At 71.4% G+C, this 20,191-nt stretch carries 28 protein-coding genes; 8 read left to right on the forward strand and 20 right to left on the reverse strand.

Annotated elements, in window-relative coordinates:
• Positions 1 to 3: 3 nt before the first annotated feature.
• Positions 4 to 195 (reverse strand): hypothetical protein, encoded by a 192-nt coding sequence (locus ABEA81_RS06935; protein ID WP_345603978.1) that lies wholly within the window; start codon positions 193 to 195, stop codon positions 4 to 6.
• Positions 196 to 401: 206 nt separating this feature from the next.
• Between ABEA81_RS06935 and ABEA81_RS06940 the strand changes: the two genes are divergently transcribed.
• Genes ABEA81_RS06940 through ABEA81_RS06950 form a run of 3 tightly spaced genes read left to right on the forward strand, consistent with a single transcriptional unit; the run spans position 402 to position 2,588 of the window.
• Entirely contained in the window at positions 402 to 1,289 is an 888-nt protein-coding gene (locus tag ABEA81_RS06940) for a helix-turn-helix domain-containing protein (protein ID WP_345603979.1), read from the forward strand.
• Between the two features lie 55 nt (positions 1,290 to 1,344).
• The gene (locus tag ABEA81_RS06945; RefSeq protein ID WP_345603980.1) at positions 1,345 to 2,154 is read left to right on the forward strand and encodes an SAM-dependent methyltransferase; all 810 of its coding nucleotides are present in this window, start codon (positions 1,345 to 1,347) and stop codon (positions 2,152 to 2,154) included.
• A 53-nt stretch (positions 2,155 to 2,207) separates the two neighbouring features.
• Positions 2,208 to 2,588, forward strand: coding sequence for a DUF397 domain-containing protein (locus tag ABEA81_RS06950; RefSeq protein WP_345603981.1), 381 nt, complete (start codon positions 2,208 to 2,210; stop codon positions 2,586 to 2,588).
• Between the two features lie 83 nt (positions 2,589 to 2,671).
• Here the strand turns inward: ABEA81_RS06950 and ABEA81_RS06955 are convergent, their stop codons facing one another.
• Positions 2,672 to 3,049: an STAS domain-containing protein gene (locus tag ABEA81_RS06955; RefSeq protein WP_345603982.1), complete on the reverse strand. Its 378-nt coding sequence runs from the start codon at positions 3,047 to 3,049 to the stop codon at positions 2,672 to 2,674.
• A 51-nt stretch (positions 3,050 to 3,100) separates the two neighbouring features.
• A complete protein-coding gene (locus ABEA81_RS06960; RefSeq protein ID WP_425570468.1) occupies positions 3,101 to 3,385 on the reverse strand; it encodes a ZIP family metal transporter in 285 nt (94 codons plus the stop codon).
• A 302-nt stretch (positions 3,386 to 3,687) separates the two neighbouring features.
• Here ABEA81_RS06960 and ABEA81_RS06965 point away from each other — a divergent pair, with 302 nt between their 5' ends.
• From ABEA81_RS06965 to ABEA81_RS06975, 3 genes are all read left to right on the forward strand, one after another.
• The gene (locus ABEA81_RS06965; RefSeq protein ID WP_345603984.1) at positions 3,688 to 4,440 is read left to right on the forward strand and encodes an acetate uptake transporter; all 753 of its coding nucleotides are present in this window, start codon (positions 3,688 to 3,690) and stop codon (positions 4,438 to 4,440) included.
• A gap of 135 nt (positions 4,441 to 4,575) precedes the next feature.
• On the forward strand, positions 4,576 to 5,085 hold the full coding sequence (locus ABEA81_RS06970; protein WP_345603985.1) for a hypothetical protein: 510 nt from the start codon (positions 4,576 to 4,578) through the stop codon (positions 5,083 to 5,085).
• A gap of 415 nt (positions 5,086 to 5,500) precedes the next feature.
• Complete coding sequence (locus ABEA81_RS06975) at positions 5,501 to 5,929, forward strand: hypothetical protein (RefSeq protein ID WP_345603986.1); 429 nt, start codon at positions 5,501 to 5,503, stop codon at positions 5,927 to 5,929.
• Positions 5,930 to 5,953: 24 nt separating this feature from the next.
• Here ABEA81_RS06975 and ABEA81_RS06980 read toward each other — a convergent pair whose 3' ends face one another.
• From ABEA81_RS06980 to ABEA81_RS07000, 5 genes are all read right to left on the reverse strand, one after another.
• On the reverse strand, positions 5,954 to 6,154 hold the full coding sequence (locus ABEA81_RS06980) for a hypothetical protein (RefSeq protein ID WP_345603987.1): 201 nt from the start codon (positions 6,152 to 6,154) through the stop codon (positions 5,954 to 5,956).
• Positions 6,151 to 6,975 carry an AfsR/SARP family transcriptional regulator gene (locus ABEA81_RS06985; protein ID WP_345603988.1) on the reverse strand — a complete coding sequence of 275 codons (825 nt, stop codon included), beginning with the start codon at positions 6,973 to 6,975 and terminating at the stop codon, positions 6,151 to 6,153. The genes ABEA81_RS06980 and ABEA81_RS06985 overlap by 4 nt, the downstream gene beginning before the upstream one ends.
• Positions 6,976 to 7,039: 64 nt before the next feature.
• On the reverse strand, positions 7,040 to 7,201 hold the full coding sequence (locus ABEA81_RS06990; protein WP_345603989.1) for a DUF1059 domain-containing protein: 162 nt from the start codon (positions 7,199 to 7,201) through the stop codon (positions 7,040 to 7,042).
• Positions 7,182 to 7,511, reverse strand: a complete 330-nt coding sequence (locus tag ABEA81_RS06995) for an AfsR/SARP family transcriptional regulator (protein WP_425570469.1) — start codon at positions 7,509 to 7,511, stop codon at positions 7,182 to 7,184. Before ABEA81_RS06995 ends, ABEA81_RS06990 begins: the two co-directional genes overlap by 20 nt.
• Before the next feature lie 226 nt (positions 7,512 to 7,737).
• Entirely contained in the window at positions 7,738 to 8,376 is a 639-nt protein-coding gene (locus tag ABEA81_RS07000; RefSeq protein WP_345603991.1) for an HD domain-containing protein, read from the reverse strand.
• A gap of 82 nt (positions 8,377 to 8,458) precedes the next feature.
• Here ABEA81_RS07000 and ABEA81_RS07005 point away from each other — a divergent pair, with 82 nt between their 5' ends.
• A complete protein-coding gene (locus ABEA81_RS07005; RefSeq protein WP_345603992.1) occupies positions 8,459 to 9,415 on the forward strand; it encodes a GlxA family transcriptional regulator in 957 nt (318 codons plus the stop codon).
• A 4-nt stretch (positions 9,416 to 9,419) separates the two neighbouring features.
• On the opposite strand, the gene ABEA81_RS07010 is transcribed toward ABEA81_RS07005, so the two are convergent.
• Positions 9,420 to 9,761, reverse strand: coding sequence for a nuclear transport factor 2 family protein (locus ABEA81_RS07010; RefSeq protein WP_345603993.1), 342 nt, complete (start codon positions 9,759 to 9,761; stop codon positions 9,420 to 9,422).
• Positions 9,762 to 9,804: 43 nt separating this feature from the next.
• Positions 9,805 to 10,155 (reverse strand): hypothetical protein, encoded by a 351-nt coding sequence (locus tag ABEA81_RS07015; RefSeq protein ID WP_345603994.1) that lies wholly within the window; start codon positions 10,153 to 10,155, stop codon positions 9,805 to 9,807.
• A gap of 266 nt (positions 10,156 to 10,421) precedes the next feature.
• Here ABEA81_RS07015 and ABEA81_RS07020 point away from each other — a divergent pair, with 266 nt between their 5' ends.
• Entirely contained in the window at positions 10,422 to 10,604 is a 183-nt protein-coding gene (locus tag ABEA81_RS07020) for a hypothetical protein (protein ID WP_345603995.1), read from the forward strand.
• Here ABEA81_RS07020 and ABEA81_RS07025 read toward each other — a convergent pair whose 3' ends face one another.
• The 10 genes from ABEA81_RS07025 to ABEA81_RS07070 form a co-directional block, all read right to left on the reverse strand.
• Positions 10,605 to 11,114 carry a LeuD/DmdB family oxidoreductase small subunit gene (locus ABEA81_RS07025; protein WP_345603996.1) on the reverse strand — a complete coding sequence of 170 codons (510 nt, stop codon included), beginning with the start codon at positions 11,112 to 11,114 and terminating at the stop codon, positions 10,605 to 10,607.
• Positions 11,111 to 12,364: a 3-isopropylmalate dehydratase large subunit gene (locus ABEA81_RS07030; RefSeq protein ID WP_345603997.1), complete on the reverse strand. Its 1,254-nt coding sequence runs from the start codon at positions 12,362 to 12,364 to the stop codon at positions 11,111 to 11,113. Before ABEA81_RS07030 ends, ABEA81_RS07025 begins: the two co-directional genes overlap by 4 nt.
• Positions 12,361 to 13,623, reverse strand: a complete 1,263-nt coding sequence (locus tag ABEA81_RS07035) for an aconitase/3-isopropylmalate dehydratase large subunit family protein (RefSeq protein ID WP_345603998.1) — start codon at positions 13,621 to 13,623, stop codon at positions 12,361 to 12,363. The genes ABEA81_RS07030 and ABEA81_RS07035 overlap by 4 nt, the downstream gene beginning before the upstream one ends.
• On the reverse strand, positions 13,616 to 14,131 hold the full coding sequence (locus ABEA81_RS07040) for a LeuD/DmdB family oxidoreductase small subunit (RefSeq protein ID WP_345603999.1): 516 nt from the start codon (positions 14,129 to 14,131) through the stop codon (positions 13,616 to 13,618). Before ABEA81_RS07040 ends, ABEA81_RS07035 begins: the two co-directional genes overlap by 8 nt.
• Positions 14,128 to 15,207: an ornithine cyclodeaminase family protein gene (locus tag ABEA81_RS07045; protein ID WP_345604000.1), complete on the reverse strand. Its 1,080-nt coding sequence runs from the start codon at positions 15,205 to 15,207 to the stop codon at positions 14,128 to 14,130. The genes ABEA81_RS07040 and ABEA81_RS07045 overlap by 4 nt, the downstream gene beginning before the upstream one ends.
• Entirely contained in the window at positions 15,204 to 16,214 is a 1,011-nt protein-coding gene (locus tag ABEA81_RS07050) for an aminopeptidase P family N-terminal domain-containing protein (protein WP_345604001.1), read from the reverse strand. Before ABEA81_RS07050 ends, ABEA81_RS07045 begins: the two co-directional genes overlap by 4 nt.
• A 76-nt stretch (positions 16,215 to 16,290) precedes the next feature.
• Complete coding sequence (locus tag ABEA81_RS07055; RefSeq protein ID WP_345604002.1) at positions 16,291 to 17,439, reverse strand: M24 family metallopeptidase; 1,149 nt, start codon at positions 17,437 to 17,439, stop codon at positions 16,291 to 16,293.
• Entirely contained in the window at positions 17,436 to 18,236 is an 801-nt protein-coding gene (locus tag ABEA81_RS07060; RefSeq protein WP_345604003.1) for an ABC transporter ATP-binding protein, read from the reverse strand. The genes ABEA81_RS07055 and ABEA81_RS07060 overlap by 4 nt, the downstream gene beginning before the upstream one ends.
• 46 nt (positions 18,237 to 18,282) lie before the next feature.
• Positions 18,283 to 19,131 carry an ABC transporter permease gene (locus tag ABEA81_RS07065; RefSeq protein WP_345604004.1) on the reverse strand — a complete coding sequence of 283 codons (849 nt, stop codon included), beginning with the start codon at positions 19,129 to 19,131 and terminating at the stop codon, positions 18,283 to 18,285.
• Entirely contained in the window at positions 19,128 to 20,189 is a 1,062-nt protein-coding gene (locus tag ABEA81_RS07070) for an ABC transporter substrate-binding protein (RefSeq protein ID WP_345604005.1), read from the reverse strand. Before ABEA81_RS07070 ends, ABEA81_RS07065 begins: the two co-directional genes overlap by 4 nt.
• Positions 20,190 to 20,191 lie beyond the last annotated feature (2 nt).

The following is a 20,191-nucleotide window of genomic DNA, read 5'->3' on the forward strand; positions in this document are numbered from 1 at the left end:
CCGTCAGGCCCTCCGCCAGGCGTAGAAGTCACGACGCCGCACGCCGATGTAACCGGGGTGCCGCCACCAGAAGAGCCGCCCGACCGACCAGTGCGCCCGTCGGAAGTCGCGGCGGGGCGGGGCGTCGGATCGCTCCCGCTCCCCCTCGCCACCCGCCACCACCTCGGTGTCCACGCGGTAGCGAACCCCCGACACCAGCACCAACCTCCTGACCTGTGCTCACGAGTTCCCGCAGCCCGAGACCCGGGGCCTGGACCCCGGGGCACCGGAACCCGGAATCCGGGTTTACGGGTACTCTATCCGCGACGCCCGGCTCCACGGAAGGGAATCCAGCCATCCGGAGGCAATCGACTACGCTCTGTAGCTGATGCGGCCGAGTGATCGTGGAGGGAGTCTGTTCGGTGGGTGCTACAGCCGTCAGGACGGCGAAGAGACTCCTGCTCGGCAAGGAGATCAAGCACGCGATCGACCGGTCCGGGCTGACCCAGTCCGAGGCGGCCGGCCTGATCAAGTTCCGCCCGCAGAAGATCACGGACGTGGTCAACGGCCGGGCGGCGATCAGCTACGGCGACCTGCTCACGCTGGCCCGCGAGCTGAAGCTCGAGGACGGCCACGTCGACACCCTCGTCGGGTTGCACCAGGACAGCAACAAGCGGGGCTTCTGGTCCACCGGCTACAACCGGGCCTACCACGACGACTTCCGGCTGATGGTCGACCTGGAGCGCTCCGCCGAGCTGCTGCGGTGCCTGGAGAGCGAGATCGCTCCCGACCTGCTGCAGTCCGAGGCCTACATCCGGGCCCTCTTCGCACACGGGTCGGAGGGCGACGGCGAGGTCTCCCGGGAGGACTGGGTGCAGGCGCGGCTGCAGCGGCAGGAGGTGCTGGTCGGTGATCACCCGCTGCAGTACCACGTGGTGATCTCCGAGTCGTGCCTGTGGCGCGAGTACGGCGGCCCGGCGGTGATGCGCGAGCAGCTGGACCACATGATCAAGCTGTCCAAGCGCGCCAACGTGCTCGTCCAGGTCCTGCCGTTCAAGGAGCGGGCGAGCGGCACCCAGGTCGCGACGCGGCCGTTCATCCTGGTGCGCGTGCCCTCGCCGGGCGTGGCGGGCCCCCTGGAGCTGGCCTACATCCAGGGTGAGCAGGAAATCCGCTACATCGACGACAAGAAGGCATTGGACGCCTACGAGTCGGCGTGGCGGATCCTCGTGTCGGCAGCGCTCCCCGCGGAGGACTCGCGCCGCTTCATCCGTTACATCCGGGACCGCAACTACAAGGAGAGCGTGTAGTCGTGGGGATGCACGCCGGGGCCGCGGCACAGTGAATCGGGGGGACTGAAAGGCCATGACGGAGTTCTTCGCACGAGAGATCGACACCACGAAGCCGAGTGCCGCGCGGCTCTACGACTGGTACCTCGGCGGCACGCACAACTACCCCATCGACCGGACGTTCGGCGAGCTGGCCACCCAGATCTGCCCCTTCGTGCCCGATCTGGCCCGGAACAACCGTGGTTTCCTGCGGCGCGCCGTGCAGTTCGCCGTCGAGAACGGCATCCGGCAGTTCATCGACATCGGATCAGGGGTGCCCACCGTGGGCAACGTGCACGAGGTCGCCCACCGGACGGCCCCGGAAACGCGCGTCGTCTACGTGGACAACGACGCCGAGGCCGTGGTGACGTCGCAGGAGATGCTCGAGGGCTCGACGGTGGCCACGTCGGTCGCGGCCGATCTGCGGCAGCCCGACCTCATCCTCGACCACCCCGGCACGACGCGGCTCATCGATTTCGACCAGCCCGTCGGCCTGCTGATCGTGGCGGTGTTCCACTTCGTCAGCCCGAGCGATGGACCGCACCAGCTCATGCGCTCGTACATCGACCGGCTGGCGCCGGGGAGCTACGTCGCGCTCTCGCACATCACGGTCGACGACGCCACTCCGGTGGCCGCTGAACAGCTGCAGGACCTGGAACGGGAGTACGGCAGCACGTCCAACCCCGCATACCTGCGGACGCGCGACGAGTTCACCCAGCTGTTCGACGGCCTGGAGCTCGTCGAACCGGGCGTGTCGTACGCGACCGACTGGCGGAACTTCGAGCCCGTCGATCCCCACGACCCCGCACGGCCTTGTTTCTACGCCGCGGTCGGGAGGAAGCCCTGACGGAAGGGGCGATCCCGGACAGCGGGGGGAGCAGTTGAAGGAGAGGAAGAACCATGGACAACGTCATGTACAACGGCATGCCGATCTTCGAGCGGAGCCAGTTCCGCAAGTCCACGCGCAGCGGGCAGAACCCGCAGGCGTGCGTCGAGGTCGCGCGCGGAGGCGGTTGGGTCGCCGTCCGCGACAGCAAGCAGGCGTGGAACTCCACGGACGACCACCGGCTGGTGTTCAGCGCCGACCAGTTCGACGCGTGGCTCGCCGCCCTGGGCGGCGGAGCCGGCGAGGACGGGTGCATCGCCATCACCCGGCGGGCCGAGGGCGTCAACGTCCTGCGCAGCACCGTGCCGCAGGACCACGACAACGGGCTGACGTTCGACGACGCCGAGATCGCGGCGTTCCTGGACGGCGCCCGCGACGGCGAGTTCACCGGCTGAGCGGCGGCACGCCGCACGACGCACCTGGTCCGGACGACACCCCGCGCCGAGGAACCGCGGGCGCCGGGGCTGTCCAGCGCTCCTCATCCCGCGTCGGCGGGCCCGCCCCGTTCCTGAAGCGCCTCGTCGACGCTGCCGCACAACGGCAGCACCGTGTCCAGCTCGACGATCTGCAGCGGGCGGATGACGTGCCGGTTGTCGCCCACCGCGACGTGCAGCCGAAGCCCGCGCGCCGCGGCGAGATCGCGGACGTCGAGCAGGACCTTCAGCCCCGACGAGCCCAGGAACCGCACCTCCGTCAGGTCGAGCACGAGCCGGCGGATGCCCTCGGCCAGCGACCGCTCGACCTCCGGTTGCAGCTGCGGGGCGCTGAGCATGTCCAGCTCACCGTCGACGACCACGACGGCCGCATCGCCGGCCCGGCGGCTGCTGACGATCAGCTCCTCACCGTGATCCGCCACGGCGAGAACCGTACTCCTGCGGCGAGCAGCGCCGGGTGACCCGAGCGCCACCTACTCGCCCGCGAGGTGCACGACGAACGCGGTGAGGAACCCCAGCGCGGTGATGAGCCCGGTGAGCACCTCGGCCTCCTCGAACGCCTCGGGGATCATCGTGTCGGCGAGCATGGCCAGGATCGCACCGGCCGCGACGGCGGTGATCACCGCGATGACCGCAGGGACACCCCGTCGAGCGCGGCCTACCCGACGCACCGCGCTGGCCAGCGCGATCGCGCACCACACGCCGAAGACGTAGGCGGCACCACGGCCCGCCCGCTTCATCCCCGCCGCACTGCCCACCACGCCACGCCCGCGCCCAGGACGAGCGCTCCCCCCGCCACCAGACCCCACAGGCCCGCCTCGAGCCAAACCTGCACGACGCGCCCTACCATCCGCGATTCCGCCCTCGATCTCGCACTGACGATTCAGCTGTGCCCCGTGGACGGCAAGACGAACGTCGCCACGACGAGCGCCTGCATATCCGGGACGAGCCGGCCGAGTACCGAACGTGTGCGGCCACGTAACGATTGCGCAACAGCACGCTTCGGTGGGGGTGCGCGGGTAGGCCGAGGTGTCCCACATACGAGCTGGAGGGCAGCTCAATGAACACGACACTGAAGGGGAACGGACACACCCTGCCCGGTGAGATGCCCGACCTCGAGTTCTGGCGCGAGCACAGCACGATCTCACTCACCCCGGTCGCGGCACCGTCGATCCTCGGCCTGTACGGCTTCGCGGCGTCGACCTTCATGGTCGCCGCCAACATGGCCGGTTGGTACGGGAACGACAGCCTCACGCCGCTGGTCCTGTTCCCGTTCGCACTGGCCTTCGGCGGGATCGCCCAGTTCCTCTCCGGGATGTGGGCATACCGGGCGCGCGACGGGCTCGCCACGGCGATGCACGGCACGTGGGGGGCGTTCTGGATCGGTTACGGCCTCTACCACCTGCTGATCGCGCTGACCGTGCTGCCCGGAACGTCGGCCAACCCCGTCGCGGCGAGCGCGTTCGGGTTCTGGTTCGTCGTCCTCGCCGCGATCACATGGGTGGGCACGGTCGCGGCGAGCGCCGAGAACACCGCGCTCACCCTGGTGCTGGGCACGCTCGCCATCGGCGCGACGCTGCTGGCCATCGCGCTGCTCGCCGGCCTGCCGAGCATCGAGGTGATCGCCGCGTACCTGCTGCTCATCTCCGCCGTCCTCGCCTTCTACGTGGCGAGCGCGATGATGCTGGAGGGCACGTTCAAGCGGGTGGTGCTTCCGGTCGGCACCCGCGGCACCCCGTCGCGGCCCGGCACCGTGGCACATCACCCCATCCAGTACGAGTCCGGCGAGCCCGGCGTCAAGATCGGGCAGTGAGCCGCGGACAAGTTCTGATGGCGGGACCGGGCCGGACAACGAGGCCCGGCACGGCCCGTCTTCAGCCTGTTCACAGGAACCATCCCCGAATCTGTGCCGCATGACCACTAGCAAGATCGTTTCTGCGTCGGCGCGATGACCCACTCGCTACGGACCCGCGGCACGCCCACCGTCGTGCTCGTCCGGCGCGGCCTGGTCGCGCTGACCGTGATCGGCATCCTCGCCACCGCGTTCGAGCTGGCGGCGGCACGGCACTGGAACGAATGGGAGCAGCTCATCCCCTGGGCCGCGCTGCTGGCGCTCGCGTCCGCCGCCGCCCTGTCGGCCCTCCCCGGCGGACGGGGCACGACCGCCGCTCGCGTACTCGCGCTGCTCGTCCTCGGCGCCTCCGCCTACGGCGTGCTCGAACACCTCCTGGTCAACGTCGGTTCCGGCCCGCACGACCAGCGGTACGCCGACGCCTGGCAGTCGTTCTCGCTGTTCGAACGCGGCTGGTACGCCATCACCAAGACCGTCGGACCAGCACCTCCGCTTGCCCCCGGCGTGCTCGGCCAGACCGCACTGCTGCTGCTCCTCGCCACGATCTGCCACCCACACCGACCCGACAACCGCCAGGATGACCCCGGCGCCCGCTCCGCCGGCTGAGGGTCTGCTGCGTTCCGCGGAACGCGCCTCGGGCGTTCCGGCTCGGTCTTGATCCGGCGGGGTAGCAGCACGTCGAGGATGGGTTCGGGGTCGAGGCGGTCGCCGTCCCGGTCCGGCGTCAGCGTGGTGTGGTCGATCCGGAGCCGGGCGCGGGTGTGCATCTCGTCGCGGCGGTCGGGGCGCACGAACTTCTCACGCCGGCACCGACCCGCGATGGTCCCCGCCACGTTTCGATGCGCAGCGCGCGGCCGTATTTGGCCGAATGATCTCCGGGAGCCGGGACAGGGCGCCGCCGGAGCAGCCCCCTTACCTGAGCCGCGCCCAGGCGTAGGCGCGGTGTAAGCGGCGGCCGTCACCGTCTCGGTCCCGGACGGTGCTTCCACCGTCCGGGTCTCCGAGCATCAGAGGAAGTCCGATGGCTGACATCCAGTTCCCGAACGTACTGCTCACCGGCGGGCCGGCGACCATGATCGTCAACGACAACAACGGCGCGCCCGCGAGCGTTCTCGAGGCAGCGCTCGACTTCACCATCGACGTGTCGTGGAAGGTCGGCGCGCTCACCGCATTGCTGCTCGGCGGCCAGTGGGAGCTGACTGCGTACGTCGAGGGCATCGGCGGCGCGGCGTTCGAGGGCCAGGTCGGCGCGACCGTGGTCGTTCCGCTGAACGGCGGACAGGCGTACGCCGCGACGATCAGGGTCCCGGCCGGGACGCTGCCGAACAGCCCGCAGCCGCCGAACTCCGGGGTGTACAAGCTGGTCGTGGTGCTCCTGCACCGCAACTTCACGGTGACCAGCAACGTGGCCGCCGTGATCGAGGCACCCGACCTGCTGAAGATCGGCTGACGAGGCCCCAGGGTCCGGGCGGCGTCAGGCCGTCCGGACCTGCGGCGGATCCATCTCGACCCCGCCGACCCCGCCGCGATGGCTCGCCGTGGGGTCGCCGCGGTCGATCAGCGTGTACCGACCCTCACGGTCGATCGCCATCCGCCTGCCGCATCCGTCGACCGGGCAGGTGAACAGCAGTCCGGCCGGCTCGATGGTGACGTCGAGCTCGTGTGCGCCAGTCATGGCCGGGAACGGTACGGCCCCGGGTTCCTGATCGCTTCGTAGAGCGCCGTGCTCTCGGCCGACGGGCCGATCCGGTAGGTCCGCCACAGGGTGCGTGCCATCCGCTGGTACTGCTCCAGTGCGAGGTGGCGTTGACCCGACGAGGCCAGACAGGCCATGAGGCCCCGGTTCACCTCCTCGTCCGCGGGGTCCACGGCGAGCACGGACCTGGCCAGCACGGCGGCGGCGCCGTGGTCTCCTCGCCGGAGGTAGATGTGCATCAGCCCGCGCTGCGCCTCGATGGCTTCACGCGCCAGCCGCTCCCGCAACGACAGCGTCCACTCCAGGTAGGGGTCATCGGCGAGGAAGGCGCCCGCGTAGAGCTGGCAGGTCGCGCCGTACGCCTGTTCGGCGCGCAGCGCGTCCCCTGCGGTGCTCGCCCGCCGCGCGAGCGCGCTCGCGGCCTCGAACTGGTCGACGTCGAGCCGGACGTCGGCGTCCCTGCTGATCCCGTAGGTGTCGAAGTTGCGCTCCAGGAGCGCCTCCCCGTCGGCCGCGCGCAGTGCCGCGCGGACCCGCGTGAGCGCGACGTGCAGGCAGTTGCGTGCCGCGGCGGGCGCGGCATGCGGCCAGAACACGTCCATCAGCACGTCACGCGGGATACGGGCGCGGCGGTGGACGAGGAGGTAGGCGAGCAACCCCCGGGTCTGGCGGCTCGACGTGGTGTCGACCACGTGCCCGCCCACCCTGATCCGGCATCCGCCCAACAGGGAAGCGGTCACCACCGGTCCTCGCCGCACCTCGCTCGTCCTGGTCACCTCGACGTCGATGCGACCGTTCATGGGCGCTCCTCCCTCGCCCCGACCTGGATGGAAGAGCGCAGGCGTCCGGGCGTGATACCGCTCCTCAGCTGGGCACGACCTCGATCCAGCCGCGCACCACCGCGGGTGTCACGTTCTCGACGAGCTCGGGGTGCGTGGACGCCACGTGCTGCAGCACCACCTCGACGAGCTGTTCCTCGTCCTCGTCCCGCACCGAGAACCCGCATTCACAGTTCACCTGGTTCATGGCTCCTCCTGCCATCGATCCCCGCAGGCTCCTCGTCGTCCTTGCCCGGAACTGACAGGAAGGTTGGCGAAACCTTGTCGTGCGGTCCCCGGCGGAGCAGCCGGCCGAGCAGGTGCTGGCTCGCCGGGCTCGGCGAGACGCCGAGGTCGTCGCGCAGCACCCGCCTGAGCTGGTCGTACACCACCACGGCCGCGGCGTGGTCGCCGCGCTCGGCGAGGGCGCGCATCAGCAGGCCGTAGGCGACCGGTGAGGCCTGCCCCCGCGTCGCGTCCCGGGTCGGCCGGGTGCCACAGCACCACGAGCAGCGCATCCCGGTCCACCGCGGACAGGCGGTGCGCGGCGAGGTAGGCGACGAGCAGCCTCCCCCGCCGGCCCGGCAGGCCACGCTCCACCATCCGGCCGTCCACGCGTACGGCGAACCGCCCGTGCAGCTGGATCCTCGCCCGGATCCCCTCTCCCACCGCGCACCCCCAAGCCGATGGGCGCCAGAGGTACGGAACGTCGCAACTCCGCGACCCGTCGTTACGCTCGGTGTCTCACTCCGGCCACGCGGAGCCCAGGATGATCCGGGCGAAGTCCGCACGCCGGAACGCCGGATCGAAGTGGGCGATGACGTCGTCGTTCATGGTGCCGAAGGTGGTGTCCGGCCGGTCCTTCATGCCGTGGTAGAACGCGTTGAGGATGCGGCTCTTGAAGTCCGGGCGCGGGTGGGCGGCGGTGACCTCACCGATCTGCTCCGGCGTGATCTGGTCCAGGTCGAACCCGAGCACGTCGGTCTCCACCCCGAGGGTGACCAGGCCGATCTCCGGCGCGAGGTGCTCGGGTACGCCGGGGGTGGTGTGGAGTGCGATGGCGTACCAGACCTGGCGGGCGTCGGCCTCGGAGTAGCCGTGGTCGAGCAGGAACGCGCGCGCGGTCTCGGCGCCGTCGATCTCGAACCGGCGACCGGTCGTGCGGTACTTCTCGGTCAGCCCGAGGTCGTGGAACATCGCGCCGACGTACAAGAGGTCGGGGTCGGCCTCCAGACCCCGGTACCGGCCCTTGAGCGTGCCCCACAGGTACACGCGGCGGGAGTGGTGGAACAGCAGGTCGTCGGCGGCCTCCCGGACCAGCTCGGTGGCGGCCCGGGCGACGGGGGAATCGGGGATCTCGACCCCGGCGATCACATCGGTCATACCCGAGATGCTGGTCGCGCAGGGCCCTGCGGCCCATCACCTGACGGACATACTTCGCAGGGAACCGGACTCGGGAGGACGGATGACAGGCCATCGGGTGGGCGTGGTGGTCTTCGACGGCGTCAAGCTGCTCGACGTCGCCGGCCCGATGGAGGTCTTCGCCGAGGCCAACCGCATCGGCGGCACGAGGTACGAGCTGGTGGCGGTCGGCGAGGGCGAGGTGACGTCCTCCACCGGGTTGGCGATCAACGTCGACGCGGACTTCGGCGTCGACCTGGACACGGTCCTCGTCGCGGGCGGCGACCGCCTCGTCGGCCGCGCGATCGAGCCCGAGCTGGTCGGGTCGGTGCGCGAGCTCGCCGCGCGCACCCCCCGGGTGTGCTCGATCTGCACGGGTGCGTTCGTGCTGGCCGCGGCGGGAGCCCTGGACGGCAGGCGTGCGACCACCCACTGGCAGCACGCTCGGCTGCTGGCGGCGAGCTATCCGAGGATCACGGTCGAGCCGGACGCGATCTGGGTGCAGGACGGCCCGGTGTTCACGTCCGCGGGGGTCTCGGCGGGGATCGACCTGGCGCTCGCACTGGTCGAGAAGGACGCCGGCGGCGAGGTGGCCCGCGCCGTCGCCCGATCTCTCGTCGTGTTCCTGCAGCGGCCCGGCGGGCAGTCGCAGTTCTCACCGTCCACGGCGCACCCGCGACCCCGCTCCGACGCGCTGCGGGCGGTCACGGACGCGGTCGTGGCCGATCCCGGTGGCGATCACTCGATCGCGAGGATGGCCGCGACGGCCGCGCTGAGCCCGCGCCACCTGGCCCGACTGTTCCGGGCCGAACTGGGTATGACGCCCGCCCGGTACGTGGAGGAAGTACGCATCGACGCCGGGAAGCGCGGCCTCGAGCAGGGCCTGAGCGTCGCCGACGCCGCCCGCGCGGCCGGGTTCGGCACCTCGGAGTCGATGCGCCGGGCGTTCGTCCTGCGTGTCGGCGTGGCACCGCGCACGTACCAGCAGCGGTTCGGGTCCGCGACCGGCCGAGCCCGGTGAGCCGTTAGGCGGTGGGGGCGATCACGAGCCGCGCGATCCGGTCACCGCGGAACTCGAAGGTCATCGGGCCGGTGCCGTTGTAGCCGCCGCCGGTGACCTTCAGCGTCGCGACCACGCGGTGCGGGTCGTCGGTCCGCTCGAGCCCGACGAGCTCGAACCGCGACCGGACGCCGATGTTGTCGGTGCGGTTCCACGCCGCCACGCCGTCCTGCCCCCGGAACACGCGGCCCCAGTCGTCGAGGATCGCGTCCTCGGTGAAGACGGCGACGAACGCGTCGGAGTCGCCGACGTTCGTCGCGTCGATGAACGTCCGCAGTGCAACGGGGACGGGCGGGCTCTCGCTCACGGCAGGTTCCTCCTCCCGATGACAGGAGACCACGTCGCTTCCCTCATGCCGCGCTCGGGGCGGAACCGCCGGCGGCCGGCAGGTCGAGGATCCGCTCCCGGTCTGCGAGGACCCGGCCGGCCGCGGCGACGGCCTGGAGGACCGCGACGCGCGCGTCGAGGAGCTCGGCCGCGGCGCGGCGGGCACCCGTGTCGGTGGTGCCGGCCCGTGCGGCGTCGGCGACGGCGCCGTTGAGGGCGCTGAGCAGGAGCTGGGTGGTCTCGGCGATCTGCCGGCCGGCGCCCGTCGCGAACAGCCGGGGCTCCGCGCACGGGGGGAGGTACTCGACCTCGGCGCAGTCGGCGTCGCGGGCTGCGGCGTCGCGGGCTGCGGCGTCGCGCAGTGCGGCGGTCATTGCGGACTCCTCTGCCATCGTGCCGGAGGTTTGCGCTACCCCTGCAACGTAGGCGCGACCCCCGACATTTCTGCCGGGCCGGCCCGTCCCCGCGGGCGGGCTGTCGCGGGCGCGTTCCCTGCCGAGGCCGTGTACCGGCGCGCGGCACCACCTCGACGCCGTGGTCGTCTTCGCCGCGCCGCACACAGCCTGACGGGGGATCAGCGGGGTGCGCCCCGCTCAGGCACCAGGATCCCCTTCAGGACGTCGTGCACCGGCGTGTTCGGGTGCTACTCGATCACGAGCTCGTCGAGGGACGGCGCGAGATGTTCGCCCGGGGCGGGCGACGCGGACCGCACCCGCGGCCGGCCGAGGTACTCGCCGACCTGGGGGCGACCGGCGCCGGCACCGCCGACGACCAGTTCGCGCGCGTGCCGGGCCTCGTGCTCGACGGGCTGCCGCCCGGCTGATCAGCGCACCTGGTCCGCGAACAACTCGGGGCGGGCCTTCGCCAGCGCGATCAACCCGCCGGCCTCCAACATGTCCAGCAGGAACGCGTCCGCCGGCGGCACCTCGCGCTGCACGCCGGTGGTCTCGTTGCGGAACAGCCCGGCGGCGACGTCGACGCTCAGCACATCGCCGTCGGACACGAGGTCCGTGACGCCGGGCAGCTCCAGCACCGGGAGGCCCACCTCGAACGCGTTGCGGTAGAAGGTGCGCGCGAAGGTCTCTGCCACGACGCAGCCGATGCCCGTGGCCCGCAGCGCCTTCACCGCGATCGCCCGCCCCGACGACTGGCCGAAGTGCTTCCCGGCGACGACGACGTCGCCGGCGGCCACCTCCACGGGGAATCGCGGGTTCAGGTCCTCCAGCACGTGCTGGACGATCACCTCCATCGGCTCCACCACGTACTTGGTCTTCACGAGCCGGTCGGTCGGGATGTTGTCGCCGAACGTCCAGCAGCGACCCCGTGCCCTCATCGAAGCCCCCTGGCGTCGGTGATCGTGCCGGTGACCGCGGACGCCGCCACCGTGGGCGCGGCGGCGAGGTACATGCTCGCGTCGGGGCTCCCGTTGCGGCCCGGGAAGTTGCGCGCGTGCGTGGAGATCATCGCCTCGCCCGCCGCCATCGCGCCCATGTTGTAGGCCTGGTTGGAGCCGGTGCTCGGCGGGAACCACGTCGCCCCGGCCTCGTGCAGGGCGAGCACCAGGCCCTCCTGCAGGGCCTGCGTGAACACCACCCGGCTGGACGGCACCAGGTTGAACCGGACGTCGGGATGGACGCGCCGCCCGCGCAGCACCGCGGCGGCGGCGCGGAAGTCCTCGAGCCGCCCGCCGGCGTGCCCGCCGAGCTCGGCCCACTGCACCGGCCGGCCCGCCACGTCCGGGACGTCGGCGAGGTTGCCGACCGTCGGCGGGCATGCCACCTGCGGCACCACCTCACCGACGTCGAACCGCAGCACCGTCGACTCATCTCCGCCGTCACCGCGCTCGTACCGGTCCGGGGCGCCGGGCGGCAGGCCCGCCACGAACTCCTCGGTGACCTCGTCCGGCTCCACGAAGCTGCACTTCGCACCCAGGTCGACGCACAGGAGGGGGAACAGCCAGCGGTCCCAGAACCCCAGCTCCTTGACGTACGGGCCGGTGAACTCGACCGCCGCGTAGATCAGCCCACCCTCCCCGATCCGCCCGACCAGCCACAGCGCGACGTCCCGCGCCGTGGTGCCCGGCTGCGGCGTGCCGACCAGCTCGACGCGCACCGTCTCCGGCACCCGGAACCACGCCTTGCCGTACGGGAGCACGGTGCCGGCGTGCGAGTCGTTGCCGAGGGCGACCGCGAGCGCGCCGAGCGCGCCGTGCACGGGCGTGTGGCTGTCGGAGCCCACGACGATCCCGCCGGGGCGCACCAGCCCGCGCTGCACCACGGCGTGGTGGATGTTGCCGTTGCCGCAGTCCAGGAGGTGGGTGCCGGTGCGGCGGGCCCACTCCCGGTTGGCCTCCAGCATCGCCGCGGCGTCCTCCGTGGGCGGGGAGAAGTGGTGGTCGAACACCATCGCCACCCGCTCCGGGTACCGGACCTGCCCGCCGACCTGCTGGTCGAACACGCGCGAGGTCAGGTAGCCGCTCAGGTCGTGCATGATCAACAAGTCGACCTCGGCGATGACCACGTCGCCGGGCTCCACCGACCGGCGACCGCTGGCCCGCGCCAGGATCTTCTCGACCATGTTCATGCCAGCAGCTCCTGCGGGTCGCTGATCACACCGCGCACGGCCGTCGCCGCCGCCGTCGCCGGGCTGCCCAGGTAGATGCTGCTGTGGTAGCTGCCCATCCGGCCCTGGAAGTTGCGGTTGGCCGTGGAGAACGTGACCTCCCCGTCGGCCATCGCGCCGCCGACGCCCGCGCACGCCCCGCAGCCGGGATTGGTGATCGTCGCGCCCGCCGCGAGCAGCGTCGAGACGATCCCGTCGCTCGCGGCCTTCGCCATGATCCGGCTCGACGCCGGCGTGACGATCAGCCGCACGCCCGGTGCCACGGTCCTCCCGGCGAGCACGTCGGCCGCGATCGCGAGGTCGTCGTACTTGGCGTTGGCGCACGAGCCGATGAACACCTGGTCGACCTTCGTGCCGGCCACCTCCGTCACCGGCACCACGTTGTCGACGGTGTGCGGCACGGCCACCTGGGCGACGAGCGAACGCCCGTCCACCCGCTCCACCTGCCGGTACTCCGCGTCCGGGTCCGGCAGCAGCACCTCGTAGGAACCCCGGTCGGCGCCCGCCTCGTCGAGATGGGCCAGCGTGGTCGCGTCGGGCGGCACGAACGCGTTCTTCGCCCCCATCTCCATCGCGAGGTTGCAGAGCGTCATCCGCTCGGACACCGACATCGCCTCGACGTAGCTGCCGTGGAACTCCACGGAGCAGTACGTGGCACCGTCGGCGCCGATGTCGCCGATCAGCCGCAGCATCACGTCCTTGGCGTACGTCCCGCGCGCGAGCGGCCCGTCCACCTCCACCCGGATCGACTCCGGCACCTTCATCCAGAGCTTGCCCGTGACCCAGGTGGCCGTGATCTCGCTGAACCCCACGCCCGTGCCGAACGCGCCCAGCGCCCCGTAGATGGTGGAGTGCGAGTCGGTTCCGATGATCACCTCGCCCGGCTTCACGAGCCCGCGTTCCATCAGCACGACGTGCGCGATGCCCGCGTTGACGTCGAAGAACTTCGTCACCCCGCTGCGCTGCGCGAAGTCGCGGCACAGCGCGTGGTAGCCGGCGGTCTTCGCGTTGTCGGCCGGGGCGATGTGGTCCATGACCATCGCGATCCGGTCGACGTCGTAGAGGTCCGGCCAGCCCATCCGTTCGAGCGTGCGGATGCAGCGCCAGCTCGCGGTGTGGCTCATGTACAGGTCGGGAAACGCGTCCACGATCTGGCCCGGGACCAGATCCTTCTCCCCCGACGCCCGCTCCAGGGCCTTCTGCGCGAACGTCCTACCCACGTCGTCCTGCCTCCGCCTGGCTCATGAGGTACGGGATGAGCCCACCCGCCTCCAGGATCACCTGCAGCCCGGGCGGGTACGGCGCGAACGCGAACGTCCCGGATCCGACCGTGACCGTCCCGGCCGTGTAGTCGACGAGCACCTCACCGCCGTCCTCGATCGCGTCCACTGCGTCCGGGCACTCCACGGCCACCAGGCCGGTGTTGATCGCGTTGCGGAAGAACACCCGCGAGAACGACCTCGCGACCACCGCACCGATCCCGGCCCCGATCAGGCACGTCGAGGCCTGCTCGCGCGCGCTGCCGCAGCCGAAGTTGCGCCCGGCCACCACCACGGCGCTCTCCCGCAGCCGCGCCTGGACCTCCGGGCCGAGCGGCTCGAACGCGTGCTCGGCGAGCTCGGCCGGGTCGATGCTCACCAGGTAGCGGCCCGGGATGATCACATCGGTGTTGACGTCGTCGCCGAAGACGATCGCCCGGCCGCCCACGGCTCCTGCACTGACGGTCACGGGCTCGTCTCCTCGAGGAACCAGTCGGTCGGCACCTCGTGCCCCAGCCCGCGCTCCTCGGCGAGGGCGAGCGCCCGCGCGCAGACCGCGGCGAACTGCAGCCCCATGCCGGTGTTGTTGGCGAAGATCGTGGTCTCGCCGTCGCGCGTGCGGCCCGGCCGCGCGCCCGTGAGCAGGTCGCCCAGCTCGTGGATGTCGTCCCACCCCATCCGGCCGCGCTCGACCGGGCCGAGGATGTCGAACTGCTTGTCGTGGTGCACCTGCTCCCGCGAGAGCACGACGATGCGGTCGGCCTCGTCGAACGTCGCGTCGTCGAGCTCGCGGCGGGTCGCGGTGCCGTCCGGCGAGGTGATCGCGGTGACGTGGCTGCCCGGCTCGAGCCAGGCCCCGTCGAAGCACGGGTCCATGGCCGCGGTGGCGCACGTGACGATCCGGCAGCCCTCGACGGCGCCGCGCGGCTCGTCGACGGCGACGATCCGCTTGCCGGTGCGCTCGCTCCAGGTGGCCGCGAACTTCTCCCGGTTGGCCGGGGTCGGGCTGTAGACGCGCACCTCCTCGATCTCCGGGCGCACCATCAGCAGGCACTCCAGGTGCGCCTCCGCCTGCCAGCCCGAGCCGAACATCCCGGCCACCGGGACGCCCGTCGGCGCCAGCTCCCGGATGCCCAATGCCGACGTCGCGCCGACCCGCATCTTCTGGATCACCGAGTCGTGCAGGATCGCGAGCGGTTCGAGCGTGGTGAGGCTGTAGAGCGTCACGAGCCCGACGTAGCGCCCGCCCGGCGCGGCCGGGATCAGCCGCCTGCGCTGCACGCCGTTCGCGAGCGTCTCGACGCCGGCGATGTCGGAGGTGATCCGCAGCGCCCACACGCCGCTGCCGACCGTGCCGCCCTCCTGCGACTTGAACCGGAACCGGAAGCCCGGGTGGCGCTCGTCCTCCACCGGGAAGTAGGTGTGGTTGCGCGGGCGGTTGGCGCCCTTGCCCTGGGCGAGCTCGACGTAGGCGGTCTCCAGGGCCGACATGCACTCGGCCGGGGTGAGCACCTGCTCGACGTCAGCGTTGGACAGGACCCTCATGACGCCTCCACCGGGACCGTCTCGGTGACGGCGACGCGGCCGCCGTCGGGGAACAGCACCTCGACGCCGACCACGACCACCGCACCGGCGGGCACCGGCTCGGCGGGGTCGGCGTAGTCACCGCCGGTGGACAGGTCGGCCTGGTGCACCACCGTCGCCGAGGCCACCGCGCCCGCCGGCAGCCCGGCCAGCACCTCCTCGGCCGCGGTGACCGGCGCGGAGGCAGCGACTCCCGGCGCGACCGCGGCCACCGCCGCGGCCAGCGCCCGGTCGAGCTCGCGGGCCCAGGGCGGATTCGGCCCGACGAGGCGGGCGGCCCGCACCCAACAGAAGCGGTACTGCCCGGTCACGTCCACCGCGGCCACCCCGTCCGGACCGTGGACGACCTCGGCGAACACGTCGGTGAACCCCGCCCCGCGCAAGGCCTGCTCGACGAGAGCGATCCGCTCACCGTCGGACCCACCCGTCGCGCTCACGGCGTCGAGCCCGGCCTCCAGGTGCGCCTGGGCGTCGCGCAGCAGCGCCCGCTCCGCCGCCGAGGGCACCAGCCGCTGCTCCCGCACCAGCCCACCCAAGGGCCGGATCTCCCAGCCCGGTGCCGCGGCCCGCACCTCCTCGACCGCGGTGGCGGGACAGAGCGCGGCGTCGACCAGCCCGAGCACGCCGGGCTCGAGCCCTCCGAGGAGGCCCTCGACCAGGGCGGTGAACCCCTTTCCGCTACGCAGATCGGTCAACGTGGACGAGCGGCGCATCCACGGGTGCACCCGCGGCGACAGCTTCATCAGGAACGTCGGCTCCCCCACGACCGGAACCGCGAGGATCCCCTCGTTCCAGTACAGGCACAGATTCGTGAGGTAGGCGAGATCGTCCGAGCGGTGCACGTCCGCGTAGTCCAGCGCGATCGTCACCCCCTCCGCGGCCAGCCGGCGTTGCAGCCGCAACACCCGCCCGGTCCGCTCGGCCTCCGACACCTCCGCCGGGTCCAGCACCACCAACCCGCGCTTCATGCCGCCTCCTCGCTGGCGCTCGTCGGCCGCATTCGCGAACGCACTGCGTCGATCGGTGAGCTCGCAGGCTCGCTCATCAGGCGGCCACCTCCCGCGGCGTCTCGAACAGGATCCGTTCGGTCTCGATCAACACCTCGTAGCCGGTGGCCGTCACGACGACGGGATCGCCCAACACGTGGTATCCGGCGATCGGGGTGAACGTGTTCGGGTGCACGATGAACACCGCCCGCTCCGGCAACACCGTGTGGTTGCCCTCGATGATCGGCGTCTCGTCCAGGTGCAGGCCGTGCCCGTGCCCCCGCACCCGCGTGTACGTCGCCCCGCAGTACTCGCCGTAGCCGTACTTGCGGAACACGTCGTTCTCCGCCACCGCCACCTCGTGCGCGGTGATCCCCGGCCGCACCACCGACAGACCCGCCTCCACCGCCTCGTTGAACAGGTCGAACGAACGCCGCTGCGCGTCGCTCGCCTTCCCGACGACCGCCGAACGGCAGATCTGCAACCAGTAGCCGTTCATCTGCGGGGTCAGCTCGGTGCGCACCATGTCGCCCTCTTCGAGCAGCCGCGACGTCGGCGCCGTCATACCGGTCACCTCGTCCCCACCGGAGGCGATCAACATGAAGTTGTCCTCCGCGCCCAGGCGCTTCAGCTCCGCCTCCACCTCGGCCACGAGCCGGTACTCCGGCAGCCCGGGCTCCAGGACGTCGACGAACTTCTGCCAGCCCGCCGCGCACACCGCGGCCGACCGGCGCATCTGCGCCAGCTCCCAGTCGCTCTTGACCATGCGCGCGTCATCCAGCAACCCGGTCGCCGACACCACCTCGGCGGACGGCACCGCCGTCGTCACCGCCTCCGCCAGGGCCTGGGGCAGCAACTCCCGGAGCGCGATGCCCACCCGGGAGGGCGCCAGGTCGCGCAGCCGATCGGTCAGCGCCGCCCCACCCAGGTCGAGCCGGGCCACCTCGGTGACCCAGCCCCGAGCCGCGATCACCCCGAGATCCGCGGGCCGTGTCGAGAACGCGACGGGTTCGCCGACGGCGGGGACCAGGACGAGCGCGGCGCTACCGGCCACCCGGGCGTCGGAGAGGTAGCGGATGTTCTCCCGCCGCCACCCCGGCCCGTACGCCAGCAGCACATCCAGGCCCCGCTCGGCCATCGCCGCGCGCACCCGGGCGTACCGCAGCTCCTGCTCGGCGGAATCCGCCTGGTCCGAATGGTCCGTCATACGGCTGCTCCCTGGTCGGCGCTGGCGGCCTCCTCCATGTGGATGAAGTCGCGGGTGATCTGCTTCTCGATCTCGAAGAGGCGGTCGTCCTCCGGCACCCGCGGGTACGGGACGTCGATCGCGATGTCCATGTGCGTGGTGCACGGCCGCGCGGTGACGACGAGCATGCGCGTGGACAGGAACACCGCCTCGCGGATGTTGTGGGTGACGAACAGGACCGTGCGGCCGGTCGCCCGCCAGATCTCGGTGAACTCCTGGCGCAGCTTGCGGGCGGTGATCTCGTCGAGCGCGGAGAACGGCTCGTCGGCGAGCAGCAGGTCCGGCTCGATCGCGAGGCCGCGGGCGAGCGCGACGCGCTGCTGCATCCCACCCGACAGGCGCAGCGGGTAGTAGTCGCCGAACTCGCCGAGGCCGACGAGGTCGAGGTAGCGCTGCACGCGCCGGGCGGCCTCCTCGCGCGGGACGTCGAGCTCGTCCAGCGGCAGCCGCACGTTGTCGCGGACGGTGCGCCACGGCAGCAACCGCGGCTCCTGGAACACCACGCCGATGCGCACGGCCGACCGCGACCGGACGCTCACGGTGTGCCCGTTGATCTGGATGCGACCCGACGTGACGTCGTCCAGACCGTTGATCATGTTGAGGAGGGTGGACTTCCCGCAGCCCGACGGGCCGAGGATGGACAGCAGGGAGCCGTTCTCCACTGCGACGTTCAGCCCGTCGATCACGGTGAGCGGTGGCTCCCCGCGCCGCGGGAACTGCTTGCGGACGTTGTCGATGACGAGGTAGGGCTCGGCCACGTCGCCTGCTCCTGGTTCTGCTGTGCCGTTCTGATGGGACCGGTGGTCAGTTGTGCATGGAGGGGCGCCACCGGGTCAGCCAGTACTCGGTGGGCTTGAGGATCACGAACTCGATGAGCAGCAGGACGATCGTGAACAAGATCGTCCAGGCGAGGACCTGGGTCATGTTGAACAGCCCGAACCAGTAGCCGAGCTGGTAGCCGACGCCGCTGGACAGGCCGATCAGCTCGACGACCGTGGCGATCTTCCAGGCCAGGCCGAGCGCGTAGCGCAGCGCGGCGAGCAGGAACGGGATCACCTGGGGCACCACGAGCTTGCGCAGGATCGATGCGCGGGAGAAGTGGAAGGCCCGGCCCATGCGGATCAGCGAGAGGTCGATGGCCTTCACGCCCTGCCACATGTTGATCGCGACCGCCGGGGTCGCGGTGACGCCGATGGCGACGATCGCGGCGATGTCGTTCAGGCCGAACCAGAGGATCGCGAGGATGCCGTAGACCACCGACGGCACGGTGAAGGCGACGAGGACCCAGCTGTCGAGGAACTCCTCGCCGAACTTCGACAGCCCCATGACGAGGCCGATCACGAGCCCGGCGCCGACGGCGACGAGCATGCCCGCCACCACGCGGTAGACCGTGGTCCCCAGGTCGACGTAGGTCTCCGACTCACCGAGGTTGTCGATCATGGTCGCGACCACCGTCACCGGGCCGGGCAGCACGTTCGGCGAGAGGAAGAGCGATGCGATGAACCAGACGACCACGAGGGAGAGCAGCGACAGCGCGCGCAGCCACACCCCGCGCCACGAGCGACGCTCCGGGGCGAGGAGATCGGCCTTCCCCGCCACCGGCACGACCGGCGCGACGTCGCCCGTGGGGGTGCCCGTCGTGTCGGTGCTCATTCCGCTCCCGTCCGCAGGTCGGTACGGAAGAGTCCCTCGGGTACGGCCGGCACGAAGTTGTCGGCGCCGAGCACCGGGATGAGCTGCTCGATCAGCGCGGCCTCGGCGTCGGCCTGGTCCTGGTTCCAGTCGGCGATGTAGCGCGACGCCACCCGCTCGTGGAGCAGCTGCGGCGCCCGCGGGTCGGTGAGCTCGATCTTCTTCGCGTAGTCCGCCCAGACGCCTCCGTCGGTCTGGATGAACGCGACGGTGTCGTCGAGCGCCGCGCTGAACGCGTTGAGCACGCCGCAGTGCGACGCGGCGTAGTCGTCGGTGGTCGCGGCCATGACGTGGCCGGGGAGCTTGCCGTACGTCGCCTGGTAGTCCTCCGAGATGTCGCTCAGCACGCGGTACTTACCCGAGAGCATGGCCTGGACGGTGGCCGTGGTGCCGATCAACGCGGCGTCGATGTTGCCCTCGTCCAGCAGACCGAGCACCGCGGCGTCAGGGCCCTCGACGACGTCGACGTCCTTCTCGAGGCTGTCGATGCCGTACTTCCCCTTCGCGACGATCGACGTGATCGCGAACGTGGCGCTGGACCGGCCGCCGAAGACCCCGAGCTTGCGCCCCCGCAGGTCGGAGAAGCTCCGGATGTCCGAGTCGGCGCGCGTGACGACCACGTTGGAGGGGCTCGTCAGAACGTCGAAGATCATGGCTCCGCGGCCCTGCTGCCGCGCCGTGGCCATGGCGGTGAGGCCGCCGAAGCCGACGTCGACGGCCTTCTGGCCGATGGCCGCGTGCAGGGCGGCCGGGTTCTGGAAGGACTTGACGTCCAGCTGGAGCTTGTGCTTCTCGGCGAAGCCCTGCTCCTGCATGACGTACGTGACGAGGTCCTGGGCGCCGGGGTTCACGCCCAGCGTCACGCTCTGCGGCTCGGTCAGCGGGCCGCAGCTCGCGGCCGCGCCCGGCGCCTCGGTGTCTCCCCCGCCACCGCACGCGACGAGTGCGAGGCTCACGACCCCCAGCAGCGCCACCTGCCAGCGCCGTCTTCCGGTCCCATGGGACAGCGAACACTTCATCG

The sequence above is a fragment of the Pseudonocardia adelaidensis genome (assembly GCF_039543345.1).
In the GTDB taxonomy this organism is placed as follows: Bacteria; Actinomycetota; Actinomycetes; order Mycobacteriales; family Pseudonocardiaceae; genus Pseudonocardia; species Pseudonocardia adelaidensis.

What these genes read in the sequence shown, in the direction of transcription:
- ABEA81_RS06945 (WP_345603980.1), top strand. Translation starts at nt 1,345, where the DNA reads ATGACGGAGTTCTTCGCACGAGAGATCGACACCACGAAGCCGAGTGCC.
- ABEA81_RS06950 (WP_345603981.1), top strand. Translation starts at nt 2,208, where the DNA reads ATGGACAACGTCATGTACAACGGCATGCCGATCTTCGAGCGGAGCCAG.
- ABEA81_RS06965 (WP_345603984.1), top strand. Translation starts at nt 3,688, where the DNA reads ATGAACACGACACTGAAGGGGAACGGACACACCCTGCCCGGTGAGATG.
- ABEA81_RS06970 (WP_345603985.1), top strand. Translation starts at nt 4,576, where the DNA reads ATGACCCACTCGCTACGGACCCGCGGCACGCCCACCGTCGTGCTCGTC.
- ABEA81_RS06975 (WP_345603986.1), top strand. Translation starts at nt 5,501, where the DNA reads ATGGCTGACATCCAGTTCCCGAACGTACTGCTCACCGGCGGGCCGGCG.
- ABEA81_RS06980 (WP_345603987.1), bottom strand. Translation starts at nt 6,154, where the DNA reads ATGACTGGCGCACACGAGCTCGACGTCACCATCGAGCCGGCCGGACTG.
- ABEA81_RS06985 (WP_345603988.1), bottom strand. Translation starts at nt 6,975, where the DNA reads ATGAACGGTCGCATCGACGTCGAGGTGACCAGGACGAGCGAGGTGCGG.
- ABEA81_RS06990 (WP_345603989.1), bottom strand. Translation starts at nt 7,201, where the DNA reads ATGAACCAGGTGAACTGTGAATGCGGGTTCTCGGTGCGGGACGAGGAC.
- ABEA81_RS06995 (WP_425570469.1), bottom strand. Translation starts at nt 7,511, where the DNA reads ATGCGCTGCTCGTGGTGCTGTGGCACCCGGCCGACCCGGGACGCGACG.
- ABEA81_RS07000 (WP_345603991.1), bottom strand. Translation starts at nt 8,376, where the DNA reads ATGACCGATGTGATCGCCGGGGTCGAGATCCCCGATTCCCCCGTCGCC.
- ABEA81_RS07005 (WP_345603992.1), top strand. Translation starts at nt 8,459, where the DNA reads ATGACAGGCCATCGGGTGGGCGTGGTGGTCTTCGACGGCGTCAAGCTG.
- ABEA81_RS07015 (WP_345603994.1), bottom strand. Translation starts at nt 10,155, where the DNA reads ATGACCGCCGCACTGCGCGACGCCGCAGCCCGCGACGCCGCAGCCCGC.
- ABEA81_RS07025 (WP_345603996.1), bottom strand. Translation starts at nt 11,114, where the DNA reads ATGAGGGCACGGGGTCGCTGCTGGACGTTCGGCGACAACATCCCGACC.
- ABEA81_RS07030 (WP_345603997.1), bottom strand. Translation starts at nt 12,364, where the DNA reads ATGAACATGGTCGAGAAGATCCTGGCGCGGGCCAGCGGTCGCCGGTCG.
- ABEA81_RS07045 (WP_345604000.1), bottom strand. Translation starts at nt 15,207, where the DNA reads ATGAGGGTCCTGTCCAACGCTGACGTCGAGCAGGTGCTCACCCCGGCC.
- ABEA81_RS07050 (WP_345604001.1), bottom strand. Translation starts at nt 16,214, where the DNA reads ATGAAGCGCGGGTTGGTGGTGCTGGACCCGGCGGAGGTGTCGGAGGCC.
- ABEA81_RS07055 (WP_345604002.1), bottom strand. Translation starts at nt 17,439, where the DNA reads ATGACGGACCATTCGGACCAGGCGGATTCCGCCGAGCAGGAGCTGCGG.
- ABEA81_RS07065 (WP_345604004.1), bottom strand. Translation starts at nt 19,131, where the DNA reads ATGAGCACCGACACGACGGGCACCCCCACGGGCGACGTCGCGCCGGTC.
- ABEA81_RS07070 (WP_345604005.1), bottom strand. Translation starts at nt 20,189, where the DNA reads ATGAAGTGTTCGCTGTCCCATGGGACCGGAAGACGGCGCTGGCAGGTG.